The sequence below is a fragment of the Enterobacter sp. HMSC16D10 genome, from assembly GCF_001807145.1.
Classification (GTDB): Bacteria; Pseudomonadota; Gammaproteobacteria; order Enterobacterales; family Enterobacteriaceae; genus Enterobacter; species Enterobacter roggenkampii.
The window spans coordinates 1-19,701 of sequence record NZ_KV787865.1 but is presented as its reverse complement, the minus strand read 5'-3'; the positions used below and the strand labels follow the sequence as shown (position 1 = coordinate 19,701).

At 55.8% G+C, this 19,701-nt stretch carries 22 protein-coding genes; 19 read left to right on the top strand and 3 right to left on the bottom strand.

What is annotated here, in order from left to right:
• Positions 1–19: 19 nt before the first annotated feature.
• A complete protein-coding gene (gene fhuF / locus HMPREF3143_RS09230) occupies positions 20–808 on the top strand; it encodes a siderophore-iron reductase FhuF (protein WP_021240589.1) in 789 nt (262 codons plus the stop codon).
• Between the two features lie 81 nt (positions 809–889).
• Here the strand turns inward: fhuF and HMPREF3143_RS09225 are convergent, their stop codons facing one another.
• Positions 890–2,236: a PTS cellobiose transporter subunit IIC gene (locus HMPREF3143_RS09225; RefSeq protein ID WP_008502084.1), complete on the bottom strand. Its 1,347-nt coding sequence runs from the start codon at positions 2,234–2,236 to the stop codon at positions 890–892.
• 328 nt (positions 2,237–2,564) lie between these two features.
• Between HMPREF3143_RS09225 and HMPREF3143_RS09220 the strand changes: the two genes are divergently transcribed.
• Entirely contained in the window at positions 2,565–3,023 is a 459-nt protein-coding gene (locus HMPREF3143_RS09220; RefSeq protein ID WP_008502085.1) for a YbaK/EbsC family protein, read from the top strand.
• Positions 3,024–3,061: 38 nt separating this feature from the next.
• On the opposite strand, the gene bglJ is transcribed toward HMPREF3143_RS09220, so the two are convergent.
• Both bglJ and HMPREF3143_RS09210 read right to left on the bottom strand, forming a co-directional pair.
• On the bottom strand, positions 3,062–3,697 hold the full coding sequence (gene bglJ / locus HMPREF3143_RS09215) for a DNA-binding transcriptional activator BglJ (protein ID WP_070532814.1): 636 nt from the start codon (positions 3,695–3,697) through the stop codon (positions 3,062–3,064).
• A complete protein-coding gene (locus HMPREF3143_RS09210) occupies positions 3,694–4,431 on the bottom strand; it encodes a helix-turn-helix transcriptional regulator (RefSeq protein ID WP_008502087.1) in 738 nt (245 codons plus the stop codon). The genes bglJ and HMPREF3143_RS09210 overlap by 4 nt, the downstream gene beginning before the upstream one ends.
• A gap of 417 nt (positions 4,432–4,848) precedes the next feature.
• Between HMPREF3143_RS09210 and HMPREF3143_RS09205 the strand changes: the two genes are divergently transcribed.
• The 17 genes from HMPREF3143_RS09205 (at position 4,849) to HMPREF3143_RS09125 (ending at position 19,667) form a co-directional block, all read left to right on the top strand.
• Positions 4,849–5,625, top strand: a complete 777-nt coding sequence (locus HMPREF3143_RS09205; RefSeq protein ID WP_021240591.1) for a threonine/serine exporter family protein — start codon at positions 4,849–4,851, stop codon at positions 5,623–5,625.
• Entirely contained in the window at positions 5,616–6,089 is a 474-nt protein-coding gene (locus tag HMPREF3143_RS09200) for a threonine/serine exporter (protein WP_020885295.1), read from the top strand. Before HMPREF3143_RS09205 ends, HMPREF3143_RS09200 begins: the two co-directional genes overlap by 10 nt.
• 67 nt (positions 6,090–6,156) lie before the next feature.
• Positions 6,157–6,798, top strand: a complete 642-nt coding sequence (locus tag HMPREF3143_RS09195; RefSeq protein ID WP_008502090.1) for a TetR/AcrR family transcriptional regulator — start codon at positions 6,157–6,159, stop codon at positions 6,796–6,798.
• A gap of 41 nt (positions 6,799–6,839) precedes the next feature.
• Entirely contained in the window at positions 6,840–7,292 is a 453-nt protein-coding gene (locus HMPREF3143_RS09190) for a MarR family winged helix-turn-helix transcriptional regulator (protein WP_008502091.1), read from the top strand.
• An 84-nt stretch (positions 7,293–7,376) separates the two neighbouring features.
• A complete protein-coding gene (locus HMPREF3143_RS09185; RefSeq protein ID WP_008502092.1) occupies positions 7,377–7,805 on the top strand; it encodes an organic hydroperoxide resistance protein in 429 nt (142 codons plus the stop codon).
• A gap of 148 nt (positions 7,806–7,953) precedes the next feature.
• Positions 7,954–8,499 (top strand): primosomal protein DnaT, encoded by a 546-nt coding sequence (gene dnaT / locus HMPREF3143_RS09180; protein WP_008502093.1) that lies wholly within the window; start codon positions 7,954–7,956, stop codon positions 8,497–8,499.
• Complete coding sequence (gene dnaC / locus HMPREF3143_RS09175) at positions 8,496–9,233, top strand: replicative helicase loader DnaC (RefSeq protein WP_008502094.1); 738 nt, start codon at positions 8,496–8,498, stop codon at positions 9,231–9,233. Before dnaT ends, dnaC begins: the two co-directional genes overlap by 4 nt.
• 83 nt (positions 9,234–9,316) lie before the next feature.
• Positions 9,317–9,799 (top strand): YjjA family protein, encoded by a 483-nt coding sequence (locus HMPREF3143_RS09170; RefSeq protein WP_084832164.1) that lies wholly within the window; start codon positions 9,317–9,319, stop codon positions 9,797–9,799.
• A 270-nt stretch (positions 9,800–10,069) separates the two neighbouring features.
• The gene (opgB, locus tag HMPREF3143_RS09165) at positions 10,070–12,361 is read left to right on the top strand and encodes a phosphatidylglycerol--membrane-oligosaccharide glycerophosphotransferase (RefSeq protein ID WP_063616380.1); all 2,292 of its coding nucleotides are present in this window, start codon (positions 10,070–10,072) and stop codon (positions 12,359–12,361) included.
• Between the two features lie 180 nt (positions 12,362–12,541).
• Positions 12,542–13,354 carry an EAL domain-containing protein gene (locus HMPREF3143_RS09160; RefSeq protein ID WP_252909238.1) on the top strand — a complete coding sequence of 271 codons (813 nt, stop codon included), beginning with the start codon at positions 12,542–12,544 and terminating at the stop codon, positions 13,352–13,354.
• Positions 13,355–13,358: 4 nt separating this feature from the next.
• Positions 13,359–13,853, top strand: a complete 495-nt coding sequence (locus HMPREF3143_RS09155) for a Csu type fimbrial protein (RefSeq protein ID WP_023293340.1) — start codon at positions 13,359–13,361, stop codon at positions 13,851–13,853.
• Between the two features lie 2 nt (positions 13,854–13,855).
• Complete coding sequence (locus HMPREF3143_RS09150; protein WP_070532808.1) at positions 13,856–14,632, top strand: fimbrial biogenesis chaperone; 777 nt, start codon at positions 13,856–13,858, stop codon at positions 14,630–14,632.
• Positions 14,553–16,841, top strand: coding sequence for a fimbria/pilus outer membrane usher protein (locus tag HMPREF3143_RS09145; protein WP_254668427.1), 2,289 nt, complete (start codon positions 14,553–14,555; stop codon positions 16,839–16,841). The genes HMPREF3143_RS09150 and HMPREF3143_RS09145 overlap by 80 nt, the downstream gene beginning before the upstream one ends.
• The gene (locus tag HMPREF3143_RS09140) at positions 16,832–17,788 is read left to right on the top strand and encodes a Csu type fimbrial protein (protein ID WP_065102012.1); all 957 of its coding nucleotides are present in this window, start codon (positions 16,832–16,834) and stop codon (positions 17,786–17,788) included. The genes HMPREF3143_RS09145 and HMPREF3143_RS09140 overlap by 10 nt, the downstream gene beginning before the upstream one ends.
• Before the next feature lie 126 nt (positions 17,789–17,914).
• Positions 17,915–18,655 (top strand): winged helix-turn-helix domain-containing protein, encoded by a 741-nt coding sequence (locus tag HMPREF3143_RS09135; protein WP_039023930.1) that lies wholly within the window; start codon positions 17,915–17,917, stop codon positions 18,653–18,655.
• A gap of 2 nt (positions 18,656–18,657) precedes the next feature.
• Positions 18,658–19,131, top strand: a complete 474-nt coding sequence (locus HMPREF3143_RS09130) for a hypothetical protein (protein WP_032635519.1) — start codon at positions 18,658–18,660, stop codon at positions 19,129–19,131.
• A 29-nt stretch (positions 19,132–19,160) separates the two neighbouring features.
• Positions 19,161–19,667 carry a GNAT family N-acetyltransferase gene (locus tag HMPREF3143_RS09125; protein ID WP_070532977.1) on the top strand — a complete coding sequence of 169 codons (507 nt, stop codon included), beginning with the start codon at positions 19,161–19,163 and terminating at the stop codon, positions 19,665–19,667.
• The last annotated feature ends 34 nt before the right edge of the window (positions 19,668–19,701 follow it).

The window sequence follows — 19,701 nt, the reverse complement described above, 5'->3', positions numbered from 1 at the left end:
TTAGATTTCTATCTATACTATGGCCACGCATACCGCACACATCGTCGAACCTCTCCTCTGGCGAGCGCCGCTCACCAGCGGGAATGCTTCGCTTGCAGATGCGATACGGGAAAAGATTGCGGAAACGCGCGCCCACCTGCTGGACTTTATCCGGCTTGATGAAGCGCCCCCGTCCCACGCGATGACGCTCTCAGAGTGGCGCCAACCGTCTAAGCTACAATCGCTGCTGGCCACCTATTCCGACCATATCTATCGCAACCAGCCTACCCTTACGCGGGAAAATAAACCCCTGCTCTCCCTCTGGGCGCAGTGGTATATCGGGCTGATGGTGCCTCCGCTCATGCTGGCGCTGTTAACACAGAAGAGCATGCTTGAACTTTCGCCGGATAATTTCCACGTCGAGTTTCACGAAACCGGACGAGCGGCCTGCTTCTGGATTGATCTCCACGAAGACCACAGCGCTGAACGCCTCACTGCTCAGGAACGTATGGAGCGGCTCATCACGCAGGCTCTGATCCCGGTGGTGGAAGCGCTGGAAGCGACGGGAGAGATTAATGGGAAGCTTATCTGGAGCAATACGGGCTATTTAATCCACTGGTATTTAACGGAAATGAAGCCGCTTCTCGGTGATGAGAACGTTGAGGCCCTGCGTCAGTCCTGTTTCTTTGCAAAGCAGCTTTCCGATGGCCGTGACAACCCGCTATTCCGTACCGTCGTGCTCCGTGATGGGCTTCTGGTTCGCCGCACCTGCTGCCAGCGCTATCGCCTGCCGGACGTTAAGCAGTGTGGGGATTGCACGCTGAAGTAGAGCAGTGATTTGCCCGGTGGCGCTTCGCTTACCGGGCCTACAAAAACAAAACGGCAACCTTCGTTGCCGTTTTGCTTTTACCTAGGCCACCTGCTGATTGTCCTCTTCCGCGCTACGCTGCGCTTCTTCCGCTTCCTGCTCCAGCAGCTGCTTCTCATACACTTTGAAGAACGGGAAGTAGATGATCGCCGATACGCAGGCCAGAACCACAACCAGAATCGCCGCGCGGAAATCCCAGCCCAGGGCCCACGCTGCGCCTATCGGTGCCGGTGCCGTCCAGGGAACCACGGAGATGACGCGTCCAATCAAATCAAAGGTCATCGCCGCCCACGCCAGAACGGCGTTAACCATCGGTGCCAGCAGGAACGGGATAAAGAACACCGGGTTCATCACGATTGGCGTACCGAAAATGACCGGCTCGTTGATGTTAAAGAAGCTGGGTACCACGCTCAAACGCCCGATAGAGCGTAAATGCGCTGAACGGCTGCGCAGATAGCAAATCACCAATCCCATCGTGGCGCCCGACCCGCCAATCACGATAAAGAACGTCCAGAACGCTTCCATAAAAATATGCGGCAAAGGCTGACCGGCGGCCAGCGCGGTCTGGTTTGCGCCCAGGTTCGTCAGCCAGAACATCTGCAGCATCCCGGAGACGATAGCGGCACCGTGGATCCCGGCGAACCAGAGCAGATGACCAATCAACACGGCCAGCAGGATCGCAGGCAGGGAATCTGCCGCGGAAACCAGAGGTTTAAAGACCGACATAATGGCCTGCGGGATCAGCATGCCAAACTGAGACTGAATCACCAGGCTCAGAGGATAAAGGGTCACCACCACCACCAGCACCGGGATCAGCAGATCAAAAGAGTTTTTGATCATCGGCGGGACCTGGTCCGGCAGACGAATGCCGATGTTATGCGCTTTGAGGAAACGCATCATCTCAACGCAATAAATCGCCACCAGAATCGCGGTAAAAATGCCCGTTCCCCCCAGACTGTCGACAGGGAGCGTGCCTTTGGTTTTCGGTGCCGCGACCAGCAGAAACGCCATCAGCGACAGCATGGCGCACATAAAGGGGTCCAGCTGGTGAGATTTGACGTAGTGTTTGCCAAGGTTATAGGCAATGGCGGCACAGATATAAATGGACATGATGCCCATCGTCATATCAAACGGCGTCAGGATTTGGCCTTCAAACTGCTTCGCCATATCCAGCCAGGCGCGGGCGAAACCCCAGGTGGTATCAGGCGAAAAAGGTGGGTAAGCGAACACTAACAAAAACGAACCCACAATCATAAACGGCATCGCGGAGATGAACCCGTCACGAATCGCCATAACGTGACGCTGGGAAGAGATCCGCCCGGCTATCGGGCTGACGTAATTTTCGACGAAACGGAATATCAGATTAAACGCAGCATGGTTGGCAGACATGGCAGATCTCCTGTCAGACGTTTGTTACGGGCACATACGCGCCGCACGTTGTTCCATACATCAGCTTCACAACCTTGCTGGCTTGCCAACCAGCGGTACTGCTCAGACGAAATGGTTTCATATTTGGCTCTTATTATTGGATACAGGGGACGTTACGTACTCAGTATTAATCTACGCTCCGCGCTCTGCAACCGGTTACTGTAACCGGTTTCTGTGATTGTGAAGAGGATCCAGAAATCAGCCGTTTGGGGTATTTGTTACTCAAGAGATATTTACAGAGCATAAATTCTTATGACAGATTACGCAGGATATTTGTCAGGAGGAAACAATGAGTTTGCAGTCTGTACAGCAGTTTTTTGCCGACAACGCGCCGGATATAGACGTTATTGAGCTTAGTCAAAGTACTGCTACCGTTGCGTTGGCTGCTGCCGCCCATCGTGTCGAGCCGGGACAAATCGCCAAGACCCTGTCACTCAAGGTTAAAAATGAGGTGATCCTGGTGGTGGCGAAAGGCGACGCGCGTCTGGATAACAAAAAGCTCAAAGACACGTTCGGTGCCAAAGCGCGCATGCTCAGCAGTGATGAAGTGGTGACCATTACCGGTCATCCCGTTGGCGGTGTATGTCCGTTCGGACTGGAAAACCCGCTCGCGGTATATTGCGATATCTCTTTGAAGCAGTACGCCGAAGTGCTGCCCGCCGCAGGCGCAATTCACAGCGCTGTGCGCATTTCACCTGACAGAATGGCAGAACTGACTTCCGCAAAATGGGTGGATGTCTGTATCTGATTGACGCGCCAGAGTGTATCTGGCGCGCAAAAGACGGGTTATAAAAATGTGGGCGTGAGGAGAGCCAAACATTGCGGCTCTCTTGCAGGAAGATGCGTAATAATATCCGCCGCATCAAGCAACCCTACGTCTGAATTCACGCCCAGTTTCACCATCGCATTAAACTTATGTGCCCGAATGGTCTTAATATTCCGTTCAAGCTGTGCCGCGATTTCAGGGATGGAATACCCGCAGGACATATAACGCAATATTGCCCGTTCTGTGGGGCTTAGCATCCTGTTCTGACTCCGGTACCAGTGATTCAGCATATTGTCATTGATGCGCAGCGTTTCGCTGAGCAACTCCACAAGTTCCTTCTGCAGATGCTCAAGCGTCACCGATTTACTGACTACTCCGTGCAGGCGCGATGGCGAAAGATGGCTAATTAACCGTGCTTCCATCTCGTCAGAAACCAAAATGATGCGCTGGATATGACCGTGCGAAAACGCCAGATCCCGCAGGTGCGCCAGGCAGTTACGGCGCTCCTCTCGCGCATCGGAAAGGGAGTAGATCAGCGAGAAAAAATTAACGTGATGAAGTGCATTCTTAAAACTGTCAAATTCACTAAACAGGTGTAGCTGATAATGGCTCAGGCCGGGCATCGCAAAAAGATGCTGTAGCCCGACGGCACTCATCGCGCAATTTTCGATGATGGCGATATGTCTTGTTGAATCGGTTTTTTCCATTCCTCGAACTCTCCATAGGCTGATAGCAAACTCAGCTCTCTCATTCCCTGTGTACTGTTGATCCAGGCATACATATCCGCATTACTTCGTAATGACAGCCGTCGCATCGCACTGTTTTTCTGCGCACTGATGGTTTTATTGCTCTTCTTGAGCAATGTGGCGATTTGGTTAATCCCCCATCCTTTCCCTAACAGACGCAGGACCTTACGTTCGGAGTGCGTGAGCGCGATGACGTGTTCATTTTCATTCTCCGTACTCTGAGGTTCCGGAGTTAATAACGTCTGGCTAATCCGCTCTGCCCGCTCGCTACCGGCCCGAATAGCGTTAACCACGCCTTCAATAGGCTCCATGTCAGAAAGCAACGTGCTTTCCGGGCGCATAAGTAACTCAACCGCAATAGGGTAAAGCGGCCGCGAGACTAAAAAGATCCAGTGAATATCCCGGTATTGATTCAATAAACCGTAATACTCTTCAAGCGCACCCCGAGGGTTTCTGTATTCGCCTGAAATATCGGCAATAATGACGTCCGCGCGGCGCAACTGGAGCAGCGTTAATTCCTGCAATGAGCGGCAATAGCTCAATTCAAATTCGGGGAAATGACGTGCCATCAGGCCCCCTAACCCGTTTTGCATCACGGGCATCCGGCTAATGACAACGCCATGCTTACCATGCAATGACAACATAGACCCTCCGTGTCCATTTTTCATTTGATGAGTAACGTTAAAACGCATCAACGTATGAGTATTTTCGTCCCTGAGTGTAAGACTGGTTAATACAAGCAGAAGATGAGATGTATGCTTAGTTTAAGAAATGCCTAAACAGCAGTAATATCTCACAAAGCGAAACAAAAATTAATTGTGGATACATTAAAATAACGACAATATAAAATTAGAATAACTAAATATAAATATTTTATATTTTGGTATTTATAATTCATGGTATTGATAAATTAATCCCTTCCCCCTTCCCCCTTCCACGACACGGACTGCAACTGTTTGCACAAACCTTGATCTGGCCCACAGCAAGAGGGACTGCACTCTGTGCTAAAAGTACCCACTATGGGTTAACAGATTGCTATCCATCTTTTTTCAGGACAATACATGCAGGCAGAGCGGTCAACGCAGCGTGCTATCACGCGGCTATGTATTCAGTGCGGTCTTTTTCTGCTCCAGCACGGCGCGGAAAGCGCGCTGGTTGAGGAGCTTTCCACCCGGCTGGGGCTGGCGCTAGGGATGGACAGCGTCGAAAGCGCAATCTCATCCAACGCCATTGTGCTGACCACAATCAAGGACGGTCAGTGCCTGACCTCCACGCGCAAAAACCATGACCGCGGCATCAACATGCACGTCGTGACCGAAGTGCAGCATATTGTCATCCTTGCAGAACATAAGCTTCTCGATCTCAGTGACATTGAAAAACGGTTCAACCAGATCAAGCCATTACGTTATCCGCGCTGGCTCGTCGTGGTGATGGTAGGGCTCTCGTGCGCCTGCTTTTGTAAGCTCAACAAAGGCGGCTGGGACGGTGCAATCATCACCTTTTTCGCCAGCAGTATCGCCATGTATGTTCGCCAGCTGCTGACGCATCGGCAGCTGCATCCGCAAATTAACTTCTGCATTACCGCATTTGTCGCCACCACGGTTTCCGGTCTGCTGCTGCGCCTGCCGCAGTTTGCCAACACGCCGACCGTTGCCATGGCCGCCAGCGTGCTTCTGCTGGTCCCGGGCTTTCCGTTGATCAACGCCGTCGCCGACATGTTTAAAGGGCACATCAATACCGGCCTGGCTCGCTGGGCTATCGCCAGCCTGCTGACGCTGGCGACCTGCATCGGCGTGGTCATGGCCATGACACTTTGGGGGTTACGCGGATGGGCGTGATCGATTTTCTGCTGGCGCTGGCTCAGGACATGCTTCTGGCCGCCATTCCTGCCGTCGGCTTCGCGATGGTATTTAACGTACCGCAACGCGCGCTGCCGTGGTGTGCGCTGCTGGGCGCGATTGGCCATGGCTCGCGAATGGTGATGATGACGGCGGGTTTTAACATCGAATGGTCAACATTTATGGCCTCCATGCTGGTCGGCAGTATCGGCATACAGTGGTCGCGCTGGTACCTGGCGCATCCCAAAGTATTCACCGTTGCGGCCGTGATCCCCATGTTTCCGGGGATATCGGCCTATACCGCGATGATTTCCGCGGTGAAAATCAGCCATTTCGGCTATACCGAGCCTCAGATGATCCTTCTTCTCAGCAACTTTCTTAAGGCGTCATCCATCGTCGGCGCGCTCTCCATCGGGCTGTCGATCCCCGGCCTGTGGCTGTACCGTAAACGCCCACGCGTTTGATATTTGTGTTATTTCGCTGCCGTGGAGATAATCCGTCTGGTCCGTTTGGTGAAAATAAGGAAAGGATGTGGCTAACCCTGGCAGCGAACACCCCGAGCACAGTGAAGAATCCAGTCTGAAAGAGAAAATCTTTCAGAGCGCCATCGCGCTTTTTGCCGAGTATGGATTGAACGGTGCACGGATGGAGCAGATCGCAGAGAAAGCGGGCACCACCAAACGCATGGTGGTTTACCATTTCAAGAATAAAGAGAACCTCTATCTCCTCGTACTTGAACATGTTTACACCCAGATTCGCGCCAGCGAAAAAGCGCTAAGCCTGACGGGAATGCCCCCGGTCGAAGCGCTGGTCAATCTGGTTGAAGCCACCTTTGACTATCATGCCGACCACCCTGACTACATCCGGATTATCTGCATGGAAAACATGCAGCGCGGCCGCTTTATGCAGCAGTCGAGCTATCTCCGCCAGGTCAACCGCAGCGCGCTCGACCTGCTGGAGGAGATCCTGCGCCGGGGGAAAGAAAAACAGCTCTTCAGTGAGACGGTTGACGCCCGCGATCTTCATCGTCTGATAAGCAGCTTCAGCTTTCACTACGTTGCCAACAGCTACACCTTTACGCTGCTGTTTGAAGAAGGCGCAGACGAGCAGGCGCAGCGCCAGCACTACCGTAAAATGGCCGTTCAGGTGGCGCTCCGTTACACCTGCCCATAAAATTGCTTGCAATTAAATCGTACACTATCTATATTCATCTCATGAACGCGAAAACGAACGATGCAACCGCTGCGCTCAAGCTGGATAACCAGCTCTGCTTTGCCCTCTATTCGGCAAACCTGGCGCTTAACAAGCTGTACCGGCAGCTGCTGGCACCACTGAACCTGACCTACCCGCAATATCTGGTGATGCTGGTGCTGTGGGAGCAGGATGATATGACGGTGTCGGACATCGGTGAACGGCTGTTCCTTGACTCTGCGACCCTGACGCCGCTGTTGAAACGTCTGGAAAGCGCCGGGCTCATCAACCGCCACCGTTCGCGCAAAGACGAGCGTCAGGTCGCCGTCACCCTGAGTGAAGCGGGACGTGATCTCCAGCAGCAGGCATTGGGTATCCCCCATGCGGTAGGTTGCGCAGCGCAGTGTGATACAGACACCTTGCTGGCACTCAAACAGCAGCTCGAACTTTTGCGACAACAGCTACACCGCGCGTAACGCTATACTTTACGCGTCATTATTTACCTATATATATCGCACGCTATTTAATAGTACGCATCTAAACAAAATGAGGAACCTGCCATGTCTTTAGAAAAAGTTGTTTATACCGCCAAAGCAAAAGCCACCGGTGGCCGTGACGGCCGTGCCACCTCCTCCGATGGCGTACTGGACGTCAAACTGGGTGTGCCAAAAGAGATGGGCGGCATGGGGGGAGACGTGACCAACCCTGAGCAGCTGTTTGCCGCGGGCTACTCTGCCTGCTTCCTGGGCGCGATGAAGTTCGTGGCGGCACGCGACAAATTTACCCTGCCAAAAGATGCCTTTATTGAAGGCGAAGTGGGTATTGGTCCGCTGCCTACCGGTTTTGGTATCGAAGCAAAACTGAACATCCATGTTGAAGGTATGGATCCTGCGGAAGCTAAAAAGCTGGTCGATGCGGCACACATTGTTTGCCCGTACTCTAACGCGACCCGCGGCAACATCGACGTCACGCTGAACATCATTGCGTGATAACTGCCTGATGGCGCTGCGCTTATTCGGCCTACGACTGTAGCCCCGGTAAGCGCAGCGCCACCGGGGAAATCCCCTCCTTTCCTTTCCCCTCTCTGTGCTACCATAAGCCCATATCACGCCCGTAGTCATCAGTAGAGTAAGCGTTATGTCCTCCAGAATTCTGACCACCAGCATTGCTGGTATTGATGCCTTTATGCGCGACCCACGCGGTGTGTTGACCCACGCCGAAGGCGGCACGGTTGCGGTTTTTGCCGACAACGCGCCAGCGTTTTACGCAATCACACCGGAACGTCTGGCACAGCTTCTGGAGATCGAAGCGCAATTGGCACGCCCGGCAAGCGATGTCACGCTGGATACCCAGTTCTTTGATGAACCGGTTAACGTTCCCGTGACCGTTCCGATGGGTAAATTTGCCCTCTATGCGGGCTGGCAGCCGGATGCAGATTTTCAGCGGCAGGCCGCGCTGTGGGGCATTTCGTTAACCCAACCCGCCACCGCGGAAGAGCTTGCCGCGTTTACCGCCTGGTGGCAGGCGGAGGGTAAAGTGTTCACCCATATTCAGTGGCAGCAAAAGCTCGCGCGTCATCTTCAGATTACCCGCGCCGGCAACAACGGCCAGCCAAAACGTGATATCAATGCCTTTTCAGAACCGGATAAACAGATCCCCAGCGGATTCCGAGGTGCGAAATGAAGAACGTCGGCGACCTGATGAAACGTCTGCAAAAAATGATGCCTGCCAACGTAAAGCCTGCTTTCACTACCGGTGAAGAGCTGCTGGCGTGGCAAAAAGAGCAAGGCAAGATCCGCGCCGCCGCGCTCGCCCGCGAAAATCGGGCGATGAAAATGCAGCGCACCTTTAACCGTTCCGGTATTCGTCCCCTGCACCAGAACTGCTCGTTCGATAACTATAAAATTGAGACCACCGGGCAGATGAACGCGCTCGCCGCCGCGCGGCAGTACGTGGATGAATTCGACGGCAATATCGCCAGCTTCATCTTTAGCGGCAAGCCGGGCACCGGCAAAAACCACCTTGCTGCCGCCATCTGCAACGAGCTGCTTCTGCGCGGTAAATCGGTCCTCATCATCACTGTGGCCGATATCATGTCCGCGATGAAAGACACCTTCAGCAACCGCGAAACCAGCGAAGAACAGCTGCTTAACGATCTGAGTAACGTCGACCTGCTGGTCATCGATGAGATTGGCGTTCAGACGGAATCCCGCTATGAAAAAGTCATCATCAACCAGATTGTCGATCGCCGCTCCTCGTCCAAACGCCCCACCGGCATGCTGACAAACCACAACATCGACGAGATGACCCGCCTGCTGGGGGAACGCGTCATGGACCGCATGAAGCTGGGTAACAGTCTCTATGTCATCTTCGACTGGGACAGTTACCGCAGCCGCGTCACCGGGAAAGAGTATTAAGACAGTTCCAGGAATCGCCGACAGGTCGCAGGTATATACTGGAATCCCTTCGGCCCAAAACGGACCTTTTTGAGAGAGCCATGATGAAAAAACAGATTCTAATCAGCACCTTTTTAGGCGCGCTGCTGGTAACCGGCGCAGCGCAGGCGGCGTCCTGGCAGAAGTCCCTGTCAAGCGCAGCAAATGAGCTGACCAAAGAGAGCAGCAGCACGCAGGGCGGACTCTCCGCCTCTTCCCTCACCAGCCTGCTGGGCAACAGTTCCCAGAGCCTGAGCGCGGGGACGATGAACAACGCGGCGGGGATTCTGGAATATTGCGCGAAGCAAAAGCTGGCCTCCGTGACCGACGCGCAAAATGTAAAAAACCAGGTGCTGGGTAAACTGGGTCTGGATACCCAGGAGCAAAAAGCGGACACCAACTACATGGACGGCATTCAGGGCCTGCTTAACGCGCAGAACGGTCAGCAGCTTAACCTGAGCACCCTCGGCAACTCTTCTCTGGCCAAACAGGTGAAAACCAAAGCCTGCGATCTGGTGCTGAAACAAGGCGTTAATTTCATCTCCTGATCCACACCATTTTCTGCCACAACACGCCGCGTTTAGTGCGATAGTCTTGCAGCGCGGCGCTAAATGAGCGTTTTTCCTGCCTGCCACCGTCTCAGCGTCCGTTTGTCAGGATGTGCACATCTTCATAAAAACGATTTTCTAAACCAAATCCTAACAACAGCACACTTTCGTGACACTAAAATTGCAGCTTAACGACATCGCAATTACATTGTATCACCCAAAAAATAAACAGTTAGCCAGCGAAGCACCTGGCGTCATGAGGATATGCTGTTGTCAGAATTCTTGTCTCTTATCCTTTTTCTGGCTTCTGTCGGCGTTTACGCCTGGAAAGCCGGCCGTCACACCTGGTGGTTTATCGCCACGCTGGTGGTGCTCGGCATTTTTATTATTTTAAACATTACCTTATACGCCAGCGATTACTTTACCGGTGACGGTATTAACGATGCGGTGCTCTACACCCTGACGAACAGCCTGACGGGCGCAGGTGTGGGTAAGTACATACTTCCGGGGCTCGGCCTTATCGTCGCGCTGGTGATGATTTTTGGCGCGCTGGCCTGGGTGCTGCGTCGCCGTCGCCATCATCCACACCATCATGGCTACAGCCTGCTGGCGTTATTCCTGGCGCTGGCCTCCGTCGACGCCAGCCCGGCGTTCCATCAGATCACCGAGCTGGTGAAATCCCAGTCGCGCGACGGCGATCCGGATTTCGCGGCTTACTACAAAGAGCCGTCGAAAACGATCGCCAACCCGACGCTCAATCTGGTCTATATCTACGGTGAAAGCCTGGAGCGCACCTACTTTGATAACGATGCCTTCCCGGACCTGACGCCAGATTTGGGCGCGCTGAAAAATGAAGGTCTCGATTTCAGCCACACCATGCAGCTGCCCGGCACGGATTATACGATTGCCGGGATGGTTGCCTCCCAGTGTGGTATCCCGCTGTTCGCGCCTTTTGAAGGTAACGCCTCAGCCTCCATGTCGACCTTCTTCCCGCAGAATATTTGCCTCGGCGATATCCTGAAAAACTCCGGCTACGAAAACTATTTTATGCAGGGAGCAAACCTGCGCTTCGCCGGAAAAGATGTGTTCCTGAAATCCCACGGTTTTGACCACCTGTACGGCTCAGAAGAGTTAAAAACGACGGTTGCCGATCCGAGCTACCGCAATGACTGGGGCTTCTATGACGATACGGTACTCGACGAAACCTGGAAGAAATTCGAGGAGCTGTCCCGCGCGGGCAAGCGTTTCTCTCTCTTTGCGCTGACGGTGGACACCCACCATCCGGACGGGTTTGTCTCGCGCACCTGCAAGCGCAAAAGCTATGAGATTGATGGCAAAAACAACAAATCGTTCAGCGCCGTCACCTGCAGTCAGGAGCACATCGCCGCACTGGTCGAGAAAATCAAAGCCTCGCCCTGGTTTAAAAACACCGTCATCGTCGTCTCATCTGACCATCTGGCGATGAAAAACAGCGCGTGGGATCAGCTCAACAAGCAGGATCGCAGCAACCTGTTCTTCGTCCTGCGCGGCGACCAGCCGCAGCAGGAGGAGATCGCCACCAAACGCAACTCCATGGATAACGGCGCCACCGTGCTGGACATTCTGGGCGGCGACAACTTTATTGGCCTGGGCCGCAGCACGCTGTCGGGGCAATCCCTGTCGGAAGTGTTCCTCAACATGAAGGAAAAAATTCTCGCCTGGAAGCCAGACATCATCCGCCTGTGGAACTTCCCGAAAGAGATGAAAGACTTCACCGTCGATCGGGATAAAAACACCATTGCCTTCTCGGGCAGCAACTTCCGTCTGCCGCTGCTGCTGCGCGTCTCGGAAGGACGCGTTGAGCCGTTGCCGGAAAGCGAGTATTCCGCGCCGCTGCGCTACCAGCTGGCCGATTTTGCGCCACGCGATAACTTCGTCTGGGTCGACCGGTGCTACAAAATGGGCCAGCTCTGGTCGCAGCCGCTGGCGCTCTCGACCGACTGGTGCGTCTCGCAGGGCCAGCTTGGCGGAGAGCAAACCGTTCAGCACGTGGATAAGGCGCAGTGGAAGGGCAAAACCGCCTTTAAAGATACGGTGATTGATACCGTGCGCTATCAGCGTAACGTCGACATGCTGAAAATCGTCGACAACGATATTCGCTACAAAGCGGACAGCTTTATCTTTAACGTGGCCGGCGCGCCGGAAGAAGTGAAACAGTTTAGCGGCATCTCGCGGCCGGAGTCCTGGGGACGCTGGTCCAACGCGCAGCTGGGCAATGAGGTGAAAATTGAGTACACCCATCCCCTGCCTGAACAATTTGATCTGGTGATCACCGCCAGGGCTTATGGGCCTAATGCTAACAAGCCCGTACCCGTGCGCGTGGGCGATCGGGAGCAGACGTTAACGCTTGGAAACGACGTGAGCACACAAACGCTGCATTTTGAGAATCCTTCGCGCAGCAATACCCTGGTGATTGTACCGCCGGACCCGCAGTCCACGAATGAGGGAAATATTCTTGGGCATTCGCCGCGCGAGATCGGAATTGGCATGGTCGAAATCAAAATCATCAGCAAAGCGGGTTAATGCGCGTCGCGCCCGGCGTTCTGCCGGGCGCTTATGAAAATAAATAATCCTTTATAAATCTTATAAAATAGATAAAAACACTTTATATAAGCCATTTTTATCTATAAATATCCTGTCAAAATCCAAATACATAAAATGTGCAGCTCCTGAAATCACCACGGAGCGTTACGCACTTTTATCATGCTAACCGGCTATAAGTTCGAATCCATCCGGGCACTGCGCAGTGAAAATGTGATTGCCTGGGAGGTATTGTCCACGGCAAAGCCCCACGTCAATCTTGAAGATTACTTTGGCTCGATGACCGCGACCCAGCGTAAAGCGCACTTCTTTGCGCAGCTTCGTCACGCCATGTTTTGCAAGGATGGCGACAAGTATTACCTCAATGCGACATCGGATTTACTGCTGGACACGGACTTCCTCGACAGGCTCAAAGAAGAAACCCCCTGCCCGGAGAGACTTGCTATCGAGGTCACCGATCTCCATTCGATGGTACAACTCGACGATACGCAAAGCCGGGCGCTGCGGAAATGCATCGCAACGCTCCATCAGTGGGGGATAGAAGTGTGGGCAGACGATGTTTGCGAAGACCTTCTTCCCGAACTTCTGACCAGCCAGATCCGCTTCTGCGGCATCAAAATTGACAAACATACCTTCTGGAACGGACGGACCGAGCAGGCGAAGTTTCTGCATCTCACCCGCCAGTGCAAGCGCGTCGCCAGCAAGGTGCTGATCGAAGGCATTGAAACCGCGGGTGATTTCGCGCTGGCCCGCGCCAGCGCGGCCGATTACGGCCAGGGCTATCTGTGGGGCAGAAAATGCCCCCTCTCATTCCGAATGCTGGCGATAAGGTCATCGTTCTGCGCGGCAATGCCTGCTTATGGCCTTGCCCCACTTGTTGCTGCCACAACCTGGCGGCATTCCATCAAAAACGCTGCCTGCTGGACGCTCAGTCATTCGCTTTGTAATTGCACTGTTACTCACGTCAGGAAATAAGATCATGAAAATTATTCCCACCGTTGTATGTTGTTCCGTTCTCCTGCTTCCTGCTGCTGCGATCGCCGCAGACAGCACCGCAAGCGCGACGATGCACGTATCACTTGAGGTCGTGAAGTCGTGCACCCTCAAAGCCAACGACCTCAACTTCTCGCGTCACGGCTCCGATGAGTCGAGCGAAATCCAGGCCAAAACGCAGGTCGATATCGTCTGCACCAACGGCACGCCGTTCACTCTGACCGCCACCAGCAACGACGGCGAAAATGGAACCTTCTGGCTGAAGCCGGAAAACGGCGACACGGGCGCGCAGAAGATTGCGTGGAAACTCTTTGCTGACGAAGGCAAACAGACGCAAATCACCGGCACGAATGGGCTGGACGATACCGGCAACGGTGCGGAACAGGAAGAAACGCTGTATGGCGTGATTGACGCCGGGGCGCTGACAACCGCCCAGGCAGGTACCTACAGCGACGATATCACGTTAAAACTGGAGTACTGATCGTGCGTCGCTATCTTTCCTGCTTCATTCTGTGGCTCATGATGCTGGCGCTGCTGTCACGCTACGCGCTGGCCGCCACGCTTCAGGTGGCCCCGGTAACGCTCGATCTGCAGAGCGACCAGCGGGCAGCGGCTATCTATCTCACTAACAGTGGGAAAGCGGCCATCCATGCGCAGATTCGGGTGTACGAATGGACGCAAAAAAACGGTAAAGATGTGCTGGTGGCCACCGGGGAGGTGGTCAGCAGCCCGGCGATGACATCACTGGCGCCGGGCCAGCAGCAGCTGGTGCGTATTATCGTCATGCAGCCCGGCATCCGTGCACAGGAGCAAAGTTACCGGCTGGTCATCGACGAACTGCCGGACGCCACGTCCCGTGCCGCCAATCCCACCGCGGTGCACTTCCTGCTGCGCTACTCGATTCCGGTGTTTATTGCCGGGAACCAGAGCGCGCCCGTCAGCCACGATGCCCTGAGCTGTGAGCAGTCTGAAATACCGGCCACCCTTCGCTGCTTTAATGCCGGAACCCGCCACATCCGTCTGAGCCACCTTGAGGCCCTGACGGCCGATGGGCAGGTTGTAGGGTCGATTAAAGGCCTGGCGGGCTATGTGCTCCCGGGACAAACCGCCCTTTTGCCGCTTAAACACGCTTCACGTCACGCGCTCAGCACGCTGCGCGTCTATCTCAATGATGACCACCATGCCAGCCAGATACCCCTGCGCCCGCTCGCTTCTCGCGCTCCTGTTTTGGCTACCGCTCATGCTGTCAGCCCGGACTGAACCCGCCGACACCGTACAATGGCTGGCCATTACCGTGAACCACGCCCCGCGAGGCGAGCTCTGGGCCTGCCGGGTGGTGGATAATGCGTTATGGATAAGCCGCAGCGACATGAAAAAGCTGGGGCTTCACGCCCCGGACGATCGCGCCGAATGGGTTGAGCTGACGTCCCTGCCGGGCCTGAAGGTTAATCTCGACGTGCTGTCCCAGCAGGTGTCGATTACCGCTGAGGCAGAGGCGCTCGAGGGCCAGCAGCATCTCACCGCCTCAAAGCCCGCGCCGATGTATCGCTACCCTGATGCGCAACCCGTCAGCGCCTATACGCTCGGATACGCGCTCTACGCCAGCGATGTGCAGGGGAAGCGCCAGCTCAACGCCCAGACTATGCTGACCGCATCCGGAGGATTACCCGGAACGTTCAGCAGCAGTTTCTCAAGCCATGCCGGGGAGGAAAACAGCGCCGGTCGACCGACCCACACGCGTCTCGAAACCCGCTGGCAGTGGGACAACACCGACTCGCTGACCACGCTGGCGCTGGGCGACAGCATCACCACCGGCGCCCGCTGGAGCCGGCAGGTGCGCTTTGGCGGGCTGCACTGGGCACGTAATTTTGAGCTCAATCCGCAACTCAATACTGAACCGCGCAGCCGCTACAGCGACACGGCCGTACTGCCTTCCACGGTCGATTTGTATATTGACGGCCTTAAGCAGAGCAGCCAGCGCGTCACGCCGGGTGACTTTCTGCTGGATACCCTGCCCTCCTTCACCGGAAGCGGGCAGGCGGAGGTGGTCATTACCGATATCAACGGCCAGCGTCGCACCGTACAGCTCGATCTCTACGGCGCGCCGGGCATGCTGGCGGAAGGGCTCAGCAGCGGTTCGCTGGACATCGGCTGGATGCGGGAAAACTACGCCCTGCACTCCGACGACTATGCCGCCTCGCCGCTGCTGGACGCGGGCTGGCGCTATGGGGTGAATAATCACCTGACGCTGGCGCTGCATACGGAGCAGCAGCGCAGGCTGCACAACGTGGGCACGGGCGCTGACTGGCTGGTCTCTCCCGCCGTAGGGGTGGTTAGCCAGCACGTTGCCGTGAGCGACAGCCCTTACGGTCAGGGCGTTCAGTGGGGCCTCGGCTGGCAGTGGAACGGCAGAGGAACGGGCATTTCTGCCAGCACCGTCCGCACCGAGGCGGATTTCGCCGACAACGCCCGCATGAGCGGTGCCGCCCCCGTCAGGCGCAGCGACAGCGTGTGGGTAAGCCAGTCCATCCCCCATTTCGGTACCGTGGGCGCGGGCTGGGTACAGCAGAACATTCAGGGCAGCACAGAGCGTTACCTCAACGCCTCCTGGTCGGTATCGCTGCCGGCACACATCTCCATCACGCTGAGCTACACCCGCTCGTTTACGGATGCGTCGAGTCACGTTCAGCTGCTGTTTTCCGTCCCATTGGGTCGCGAGGACACGCTCTCCGCTCAGGCCAGCCGGGATACGCCGCGCATGGATTATCGCCACCAGCCGGACGATGAGGCCGGCGGCTGGTCATGGGAGCTGGGCCAGGGCTTTGGCGAACGACGTGAAAAATATGCGGACGTAGGCTATCTGGGCCGCGCGGGCGAATGGCACGTTGGGCTGCAGCAAGGTGCCAGCCAGGGCAACCAGTATGCCTCAGCCGAAGGTAGGCTGACGCTGCTGGACGGCAGCCTGCACGCGCTGCGCTACATCCAGCAGGGCATGGCGCTGGTGTCCACGCACGGTATTGGGCACGTACCGGTGATGCTGGAAAACCGCCCGGCCGGTGAAACGGATGAGAACGGTTATCTCCTGCTGACCGACCTGCCGCGCTACCACAACAGCAAAGTCAGCATTAACCCGCTCGATCTGCCCGCCGATGTGATCGCCCCCGTCACCGACATGCATGCCAGGCCGGGCAATAACAGCGCGGTCAAAGTCGATTTTAACGTCCATCACGCCGTCACGGTTCAGGCCCGGCTGGTCGACAGCCGCCGCAGGCCGCTCCCGCTGGGCAGCGTCGTGTCAACGCCGCAGGGTGCCACCATCGTGGGCCGCGATGGCTTTATCTGGCTTGAAGATCCGCCCCTGCCGGGTGAACTGGTGGTGAAGACCGGTGAGGGAGAGTGCCGGGTCGCGCTTCCGGCGCCCCGTACCGCGTCATCTATACAGAATATGGGAGAACAACTGTGTCATTAAGAGCGCCGTTATTATTGCTGCTCGTCCTGTCCGTAAAGGCGATGGCGGCAGCCTGCTGGATAACCTCCATGCCCGCCATTAACTTTGGCAACGTCGTGGCGGGCAATACCACCTCCGTCAACACCGAGGTCAAGTTTAGCTGCCAGGCCGACAACGAGGGCAGGACGGAATATCTCAACGTCTGCCTGAGCAGCGTAGACGCCCCGCCCTTTGAGATGATCTCGCCGGGGGACCAGGAGGGAAAACAGTACACCCTCCTCTTCCGCCTGCTGAACGGCGCAGCACGCTCTCAGGAGCTGGGGCCTGCCAGCAGCGGGAACCTGATTCAGCAGACTCTGGCCGCGCAAAGCAATGCCAACGTCAGCAGTACCTTTCCGCTTATCGCTACCATTCCGGCAGGGCAAAGCCAGCTTCCGGCCTACCACTATTACAACTACAACATGAATCTGCGCATCGCCTGGCACAGCGCCCTGCGTCAGGATGCCCTGCAAAACTGCTCGGACGGTTCCGCAGAGGGGGAGCAGGTGCAGGGCGGCACCAGCGCGCAGGCCGAAATCAGCCAGGGATGCTACATCGAGCGCGTGACGCCCCTTAACTTCGGCACCCTGACCAGCACCGCGACCCTGCGTCCGACGCGTTCCACCGCCACCCTGACCACGCGCTGCCCGGCTGGAACCGCATTCACCCTTGCCATGGGCAAAGGCAACCATGCCAGCGGTAATCAGCGGCAGCTCTGCAACAACGAGGGCCAGTGCCTGCGCTACGGGCTCTGGCAGGATGAGGCGGCCACGCAACGCTGGGGAGATCAAAGCAGCGGCGATGCGCTGCAGGTCACCAATCCCGCTGGCGGCACCCAGAACTACACCGTTTACGGCGAGGTCCCGGCACAGCCGCTAACCGGTACCGGGGAATTTATTGATGACGTGATTATCACGCTGACTTATTAAATCACCCAAAAACCTGTCTGGATCAATGTTATCGGTAACAGTGGCGTTAAAATAGCCAGCAATGCAGCCCGGAAGGCGTAGACCTTCTCTTTTTATTTTTTATCTCTGTTTTTATTACAACAACTTATGAAATACCTGCTTGCTGACGCCATCGTCTATAACGACGAGGACGGTTCTGTTTCTCTTATCAATGCGCCGGATGAGGATGCGCAGCTCCTCACCTGTACGGCCAATACCATCATGAAGCTGCTGGTTCAGCATCATGGGAACGTGGTTGAACGGGAAACCTTTCTCCAGGAAGTCTGGGATCGGCGAGGGCTTCAGGGGTCTAACAACTCCTTAAACCAGTACATCAGCATTCTGCGCAAGATGCTGGCGGCCCTGCTTCCCGACGCGCTGCTTATCGTTACCGTACCGAAAACGGGCTTTATGCTCAGCGCGGACGTTACGGTCACTCCGCTGGAGGAGGCTCCACCGACCGCCGAAACGGCGAAACCTGCATGGCGCGTTCGCCCGGAATGGCTGTTCTGCGGCGCGCTCACGCTGGTCGTCGTTGCGCTATGCCTCTGGATCGCGCTGATCAAGCCAGAAAATTCACAAAGGGAGATCCATCTGCTGACGCATATCGGCACCTGCCCGGTCTACACCTTTACGCCGCTGGCGGACGTATTTCACGGGAAGGCAATAACGCTGGCGCAAACGCTTCAGAAGGACGGCCATCTTCCGTGCCTGAAAAATTCAATTTTCTACATGCACATTCAGAGAACGCTTTTCTACGGCCACGAAGGGCGGCTGGTGCTCTCCCAATGTTCCCTCACGCAGGGTAAAGCCAGCGCCTGTCGTACGCTTTACTATTACGAGTGGTGATGATGAGACACAAAAAAGTTTGGCTAATCCTGATCCTCAACCTGCTGCTGCTGGGCACCGTGCTGGCGTGGTACTTTCACACGCCCCCGCTGTCGGTGGCCTGCGACGGAAACCTGACCTTTTCCGACCGGCGCGACAACCACGATTTCACCTTTGACGGTGAGATCATTATGCGTTTTCATCCCGACAAAACCGGGTACATCACGGTTAACGGCAGCGTGGTAAATGCCCCACGCAGCTGGGAGGTTTCCCGCCAGGAGATGTTTAAATGGCGTCACGTGGAGGGCGAACTGTATGAGATCGCTATTCAAAAAGTGGAGCGTTTTAGCCATGACGCCATGCCGCCCGGGGTCTTTGAAAAATACGTTGCCGGCCTGACGCTGGGCAATAAAAGGCTTCTGACGATCGAGCGCACGCCGGAAGACGCGCTGGTGATCAGCAATTTCTATTCGCCGGTGCTGATCTGCTCGGAATAATGTCGACGGGTCAGGCTATACTTGCCGCCATGACTCTTCGCATTCGCCCCACCACCCTCAACGACATTGCCGCCCTGCCCGCCATTGAACGCGCGGCGGCCGGGCGCTTCCGTGACTTCCCGGCACTCGCCTGGCTTGCCGATGGCGAGGTCATTTCCGCTGAGCAACACCTCGACTATGTCGAACGCGGGTTAAGCTGGCTGGCGCTGGCAAACGACCAGCCCGTCGGGTTTATCCTTGCCGAAGCCCATCCGTCTTCACTGTTTATTGTCGAACTCTCGGTTGATCTGGACTGGCAGGGAAAAGGGATCGGCAGGCAGCTCATCGCCTGCGTGGCAGATTGCGCCCGTAAAAGGGGGCTGACCGCGCTGACGCTGACGACGTTCAGGGACGTCCCGTGGAATGCGCCGTTCTATGCGCGGCTGGGGTTTGAAAAAATGACGACGCTGACGCCTGAACTGCGTCAGAAAAGGGAAGAAGAGACGGCGCACGGTTTCGCGTATGAAACGCGCTGCGCCATGCGCCTGCCTCTGTAATATCGCCCGGTGGCGCTGCGCTTACCGGGCCTAC

What these genes read in the sequence shown, in the direction of transcription:
- fhuF (WP_021240589.1), top strand. Translation starts at nt 20, where the DNA reads ATGGCCACGCATACCGCACACATCGTCGAACCTCTCCTCTGGCGAGCG.
- HMPREF3143_RS09225 (WP_008502084.1), bottom strand. Translation starts at nt 2,236, where the DNA reads ATGTCTGCCAACCATGCTGCGTTTAATCTGATATTCCGTTTCGTCGAA.
- HMPREF3143_RS09220 (WP_008502085.1), top strand. Translation starts at nt 2,565, where the DNA reads ATGAGTTTGCAGTCTGTACAGCAGTTTTTTGCCGACAACGCGCCGGAT.
- bglJ (WP_070532814.1), bottom strand. Translation starts at nt 3,697, where the DNA reads ATGAGTGCCGTCGGGCTACAGCATCTTTTTGCGATGCCCGGCCTGAGC.
- HMPREF3143_RS09210 (WP_008502087.1), bottom strand. Translation starts at nt 4,431, where the DNA reads ATGTTGTCATTGCATGGTAAGCATGGCGTTGTCATTAGCCGGATGCCC.
- HMPREF3143_RS09205 (WP_021240591.1), top strand. Translation starts at nt 4,849, where the DNA reads ATGCAGGCAGAGCGGTCAACGCAGCGTGCTATCACGCGGCTATGTATT.
- HMPREF3143_RS09200 (WP_020885295.1), top strand. Translation starts at nt 5,616, where the DNA reads ATGGGCGTGATCGATTTTCTGCTGGCGCTGGCTCAGGACATGCTTCTG.
- HMPREF3143_RS09190 (WP_008502091.1), top strand. Translation starts at nt 6,840, where the DNA reads ATGAACGCGAAAACGAACGATGCAACCGCTGCGCTCAAGCTGGATAAC.
- HMPREF3143_RS09185 (WP_008502092.1), top strand. Translation starts at nt 7,377, where the DNA reads ATGTCTTTAGAAAAAGTTGTTTATACCGCCAAAGCAAAAGCCACCGGT.
- dnaT (WP_008502093.1), top strand. Translation starts at nt 7,954, where the DNA reads ATGTCCTCCAGAATTCTGACCACCAGCATTGCTGGTATTGATGCCTTT.
- dnaC (WP_008502094.1), top strand. Translation starts at nt 8,496, where the DNA reads ATGAAGAACGTCGGCGACCTGATGAAACGTCTGCAAAAAATGATGCCT.
- HMPREF3143_RS09170 (WP_084832164.1), top strand. Translation starts at nt 9,317, where the DNA reads ATGAAAAAACAGATTCTAATCAGCACCTTTTTAGGCGCGCTGCTGGTA.
- HMPREF3143_RS09160 (WP_252909238.1), top strand. Translation starts at nt 12,542, where the DNA reads ATGCTAACCGGCTATAAGTTCGAATCCATCCGGGCACTGCGCAGTGAA.
- HMPREF3143_RS09155 (WP_023293340.1), top strand. Translation starts at nt 13,359, where the DNA reads ATGAAAATTATTCCCACCGTTGTATGTTGTTCCGTTCTCCTGCTTCCT.
- HMPREF3143_RS09145 (WP_254668427.1), top strand. Translation starts at nt 14,553, where the DNA reads ATGCCAGCCAGATACCCCTGCGCCCGCTCGCTTCTCGCGCTCCTGTTT.
- HMPREF3143_RS09135 (WP_039023930.1), top strand. Translation starts at nt 17,915, where the DNA reads ATGAAATACCTGCTTGCTGACGCCATCGTCTATAACGACGAGGACGGT.
- HMPREF3143_RS09130 (WP_032635519.1), top strand. Translation starts at nt 18,658, where the DNA reads ATGAGACACAAAAAAGTTTGGCTAATCCTGATCCTCAACCTGCTGCTG.
- HMPREF3143_RS09125 (WP_070532977.1), top strand. Translation starts at nt 19,161, where the DNA reads ATGACTCTTCGCATTCGCCCCACCACCCTCAACGACATTGCCGCCCTG.